The following is a 5,492-nucleotide window of genomic DNA, read 5'->3' on the forward strand; positions in this document are numbered from 1 at the left end:
TCATATACACCAAGATTTATAAGATTGTTGCTAAGCAGTTTACCAATAAGAAATTCTGCAGAAATGTAGTAGAGTTTTCTCTCTCCTGAAATCTGCTGTTTATCAGCCATAAGTTCTTTTGTAAATACCAGCAATGTATGAAAAAGCTCTGCCTCCGTACACTGCCTTATCGGTCTCCCATAGAGTTTTGCTGATAAACTCTCAAACCTCTCTCTTATCTCCATTAAACTATCGCTCCTTTCTTCATCCGATTCTTAAATTCATGCATTCTCTTATCCGCTTCCATTTCAGCCTTTTCAAGAGAATCAAAATGTTCTCTGTCATATACGGCATAGCCGTGGGCGATACAAAGCGGCATAATCAAATCCGGAGTCCTATTGTACTCCCTTTCAAGTTCTTTTAGTTTCAAAATTCCTCTCTCATAGATGTACTCCGAGCCGTCTCCTATGATTAACAAGGCAAACTCATCTCCATCCACTCTGAAAGTAAATCCGCTATTCCCAAAAGCCTCATTTATAATCTCAGCACATTTTATGATGTGGCGGTCACCATAATTATTGCCGTAATTATCATTTAATTTTCTCAAATCATTTATATCAAACCTGCCGACTAAAATTTCTTTAAACTCTCCACTATCAGCCTTATTTTGAATTTCTTTTTTCTTTAACTCAAAGGCACTTCTGTTTGCAAAGCCTGTCAAACTATCAACATATGAAATTTCAGCAACTTTTTCAGTCAGTTCGACACTCTTTATACCTTCAAACAGCTTCTTAAGTGAATCTCCTACCAGTATAAGTACTCCTATTAAAATACCAAGTCTCATTATAGAACCGATTTCTCTTCCATCATAGTCAAGATAATAAGTTAGCAAATCCCAAACTACACTTAATACTAACACACTTATTGAAAGTATTATTGTCAGCATTTTGTACTTGATATTATTTTTTTTGCAATAAGATATATTTTCAATAATTGCAATAACAGAAATCAAAAGTATTATTCCAAAACAGACATGAATTATATGTATAGACTCATGTGCATCCATAATTCCTACTACACTCATTCCTGTAATTGCAACCAGCTCTGTTGCCGTTACCCCAAAGGATATCTTTATTAGAATATCTCTGCTATATGCTAAATCCTGATAAAGGTAACTTATGAAAAAATAGGGCATAAAAACTATTAAAAGGTGATTAATCTCATTCAGCTTAGATGAATATCCAAACAAAAACTGTGGCAGCAGTGTCTCGCTTGTTGCCCACATACCGACACAAAGTGTGAGTATTCCCAAAACTCTGTTTCTTTCATTATGTCCACTCTCTAACTTAGACATAAACGATATTATAATAAGCATTAAGCCTATTAAAGCTGTCATAATACTAAATTGAAAGCCAAAGAAACTTTGGTCTAATATCTTTCCAAAATAATCCCAAACCCTGCCCAAATAGATGTTGTTTATATGACTTCCCCTATCATTGTACATGGGAAAAAGCCTCATTCCTATCTCTCTACCTGCACTTTCTCTATTTATATAGATTCTGTGAAAACTTGAACCATTACCCTTAGATAAGAGCTGTTGAGCCTCAGGCATAAAACTATAAACTACATCATTGTCGACAATAACCTGAAATCTTAAATTTTTACTCCTAAAATTTAAAAATGTATCAGAAACTAAATATGCCGGTATAGTATGGTGAATGTATATTTCAAACTCCCCCTTACTATTCTTAGTGGCAATTTTTCCTACATCTTCCAACGAGATTTCCTTGTCATCAGTTGTATACCAAGAACCTGAAAATTCCTCTAAACTTCTCCCATCTCTAATTCTGTAAACTGAATTATCCATCTTCATAAACACTATGTAACCTATGAAAATTAACAAAATAGTAATCAGTATAAAATCAAAAACAGAACTTTTTTCATGTTTTTTCACTTTTTTCCTCCGAAAATACAGATTGATACATTTTCTCCATATACAATATACCTTAAAATTTAACTTTTATCAAGGTTTTTAATAATAACAACATTTATTTATAAGTATTCACAAAAAGGTATGCTATATCCGCAATCTTTTTTTACAAAAAAATAACTGTTCATCCATATTTTTGTGTGTCAGAAGATAATAATTTCTTTTTTTATACTGTTTACACTTATATCATCGTTTTAAATTATGAAAGGCACATAACGGATTGGAGTTATGTGCCTTTCATAATTTAACCTAAAAACCCTTCTTTCTTTAATACAGGTCTTAATGCAAGATAAAGCAAAGTAGAAAATACTACAGAAGTAACTGCATTTACCGAAGTTGTAAGTGCTGCAATCTTTGCAAAAGCTGCTGATATTTCCTGCGGCATACCCAGTACATACTGTTTGTATATATATCCAACCAAAGGATCTGCGACTATATTAAACATAAGACCTCCGCCAGCTGATAATACGGTGGCAAGTAAAAGTTTCTTTTTTTCAGAAATTTCATTTATCTTAAAGCCTCTGTGTGCTATGAGCCCTACTATAAGCCCTATTAAAAGTTTTAAGATAAATGTTTTTGGAGCACTTGTAGCATAACCACTGGTTAAATCCGCAATAGTTAAACCGACTGCTCCTGCTGCCCCTCCCATAGCGCCACCTATGAACAAAGCTCCAAGTGCCACAAAGGTATTTCCCAAATGAAATGCTGTTTTATCAGTACCTACCGGAATATCAAATCGAAACACCTGAAAACCTATGTAAGACAAGGCTGCGAATAAGGCTGCTAGTGCAAGTTTCTTTATATTTTCACTTGTTCCTCCTACAACCCTTAATTCTTTTTCCATTTTACTCATACTCATATCCTCCTTAATACAGCTGATTCCTCATCTGGATAATCAGCTCCTGTCATAGGACTGCCAGTCTCTTACAATCCACGGACAGTATATAGGATTTTTGGTCTGTAATAAATATCCAATTTTTAACTTTTTAATAGTTCCAGTTTAATTCCCCATCTATGCCTCAAACCTCACCTCAACCTTAAATAAATCTCCGTCCACTATAATTTCAAGTTCTCCACCCATGAGATTAGTAAGACTTTTGGCTATGGAAAGTCCGAGTCCACTTCCCTCTGTGTTTCTTGACCTGTCACCTCTTACAAAGCGTTCCATAAGCTCCTCTCCTGTTATGTTCAGTTTCTCTTTGGAAATATTCTTAAAGGCTATAGTTACTTTACCTGCATTTTTAATAAGGTCTATATACACTCTGGTATCAGGCTGGGCATACTTTACCACATTGCCCAGAATATTGTCAAAAACCCTGAAAAGATGATTTACATCGGCTTTTATATGTACGGTTTCTGAAGGTTTTGTGACTATGCCTGTAAGTCCTGCCTTTTCAAACTTATCCTGATACTCTCCGTATACCTGTTCAAGCATAAGCCCTGCATCTACTTCTGCAATATCCATTTTTATATTACCGGAAGAGGCTTTTGAGGCTTCAAGCAGGTCATTTATAAGCTTTTTAAGTCTTTCCGACTGTCTGTCAAGTACTTCAATATACCCCTTAACAGGCTCAGTTTCTATATTTTCCTTCTTCAACAGATCTGTATAGTTAATGATTGAAGTAAGCGGAGTCTTTATATCATGTGATACATTGGTTATAAGTTCTGTCTTAAATCTCTCACTTTTCATCCTTCCGCTTACTGCATTTTCAAGCCCTGTACCTATTTCATTCAAGCCCTCTGCAATTATCTTTAAGTCTCCCTTGTAATTAGCAGTATTCAGCTTATAATCAAGGTTTCCCGCAATTATATTCTGCTCGGCAGTTTCAATTTCTTTAACACCTGTCATAACCTTGTAAATCACTATAAAAATAAATATATTTACTAAAAACAACAAGAATAACAATGCACTTGTTCCTTCTGTGCCAATCATACTAAACATCAATAATATAGCAAACTCTGAGCCTGCAAATATTCCAAAATATAAAACAGCTTTCTTAGTTACATCTGCATTTCTCAATGCTTTTCCTATGCTTCTAAAAATATATCTGAAAAATCTGACTATCAGCATATTCTTAAATAAAGTCTTTGCTTTAATATTTACAATAAAATTCATCAGAAATGATAACATTGCAAAATATAATATTACAAGGAATATTACAAACATAACCATTCCCAGGGAAACAAACCAGCGGTTATCTCTGCCTGCATCTGATATGTTAAAAGAAATTGTAAAAATTAATAAATACAGTATGCAAACCACATCAAACGGCCAGTCGGCTGTCGGAAACTTCGTAATTTCGCTGCTACCTCTTTTGTGCCCTGTGAATGCAAAAATAAAGGCCATATCAATCAAATACAGAATACCTAAGACAACTCCTATCGGAATTACTGCAAATCTCAAGTTGATAATAAAATTAACCATTGACAATATTGTCCCCGAAGAGTTAATAATCTCATATTGGGATATAAACTGATTTAATTTGGCATCTGTCATTTTATAAATACCGCTCTTCCAAAGCCAGAGAAATACCAGTACAGAGGCTATCCCAAGTATTATCAATAATAGTGAGGATATCACCGCCCCTGTCTTAAACGGCAGAGAATATATAAAGCTGTCATACTGTTTCTTCTCTTTTACTTTACTTATTACTTCAATCTCATTCTTTTCTTCCATAACTACCTTTCCTTATCTACCTTATACCCCTGTCCCCAAACCACCTTAATAAAGCGTGGCTCGGATGGGTTTATTTCTATTTTTTCTCTTAAATGCCTGATATGTACTGCAACTGTGCTTTCACTTCCATAAGGCTCTTCACCCCATACCTTGCGGTATATGGTTTCAGGTGCAAACACTCTGCCTTTTTCAACCATAAGCATTTTAAGAATCTCAAATTCCTTAGGTGTGAGGTCTACCTTTTCACCGTCAATCTGTACTTCTTTTGCACCATCATCTAATACAAGTCCGTCAAGGCTTAGAACTTTATCATCAGGTTTTTCAGGCTGTCCGCCAAATCTTACATATCTCCTGATTTGTGACTTGGCTCTGGCTATAAGCTCGATGGGATTAAAAGGCTTGGTCACATAATCGTCTGCCCCTATCCCAAGTCCAAGGACTTTGTCCACATCTTCACTTTTTGCAGTAAGCATAATTACCGGAATTATGCTGTCTTCCCTAAGTTTTCTGACTGCCTGTATTCCGTCCATTACCGGCATCATTACATCCATAAGAATTAAATGAATTTCTTCTTTTGCCACAATGTTTAGGGCTTCCTTACCGTTTTCAGCAGTAAATACCTTGTAGCCCTCTGCTTCAAAATAAATTTTGATAGCTGATACTATGTCCTTTTCATCATCACAGACTAATATATTGTACATGTTTCCTCCCTGCTCTTTCACTTAAGTGTAATTAGAGTATAGCTGATATTGTTTTAAGAATAAATGGAGTAAATGTTTAAGAATTCCTTAAGTTTTAGTTATAGCTTGCATGACATTCTTTATATTCTCCACTGAATTTATAATT

General features: G+C 34.9%; 5 protein-coding genes. All 5 read right to left on the minus strand.

The window, feature by feature from the left end:
* A partial coding sequence (locus ACTTKP_RS10915; protein WP_442553930.1) for a hypothetical protein occupies positions 1-224 on the minus strand: 224 nt, incomplete at its 3' end.
* A complete protein-coding gene (locus tag ACTTKP_RS10920) occupies positions 224-1,933 on the minus strand; it encodes a GGDEF domain-containing protein (protein WP_442553931.1) in 1,710 nt (569 codons plus the stop codon). The genes ACTTKP_RS10920 and ACTTKP_RS10915, both read right to left, overlap by 1 nt.
* A 280-nt stretch (positions 1,934-2,213) precedes the next feature.
* The gene (locus tag ACTTKP_RS10925) at positions 2,214-2,822 is read right to left on the minus strand and encodes an ECF transporter S component (RefSeq protein WP_442553932.1); all 609 of its coding nucleotides are present in this window, start codon (positions 2,820-2,822) and stop codon (positions 2,214-2,216) included.
* Positions 2,823-2,981: 159 nt separating this feature from the next.
* Complete coding sequence (locus ACTTKP_RS10930) at positions 2,982-4,646, minus strand: sensor histidine kinase (RefSeq protein WP_442553933.1); 1,665 nt, start codon at positions 4,644-4,646, stop codon at positions 2,982-2,984.
* Between the two features lie 2 nt (positions 4,647-4,648).
* The gene (locus tag ACTTKP_RS10935) at positions 4,649-5,347 is read right to left on the minus strand and encodes a response regulator transcription factor (RefSeq protein ID WP_442553934.1); all 699 of its coding nucleotides are present in this window, start codon (positions 5,345-5,347) and stop codon (positions 4,649-4,651) included.
* Positions 5,348-5,492 lie beyond the last annotated feature (145 nt).

This window comes from Catonella sp., assembly GCF_052169795.1.
Classification (GTDB): Bacteria; Bacillota; Clostridia; order Lachnospirales; family Lachnospiraceae; genus Catonella.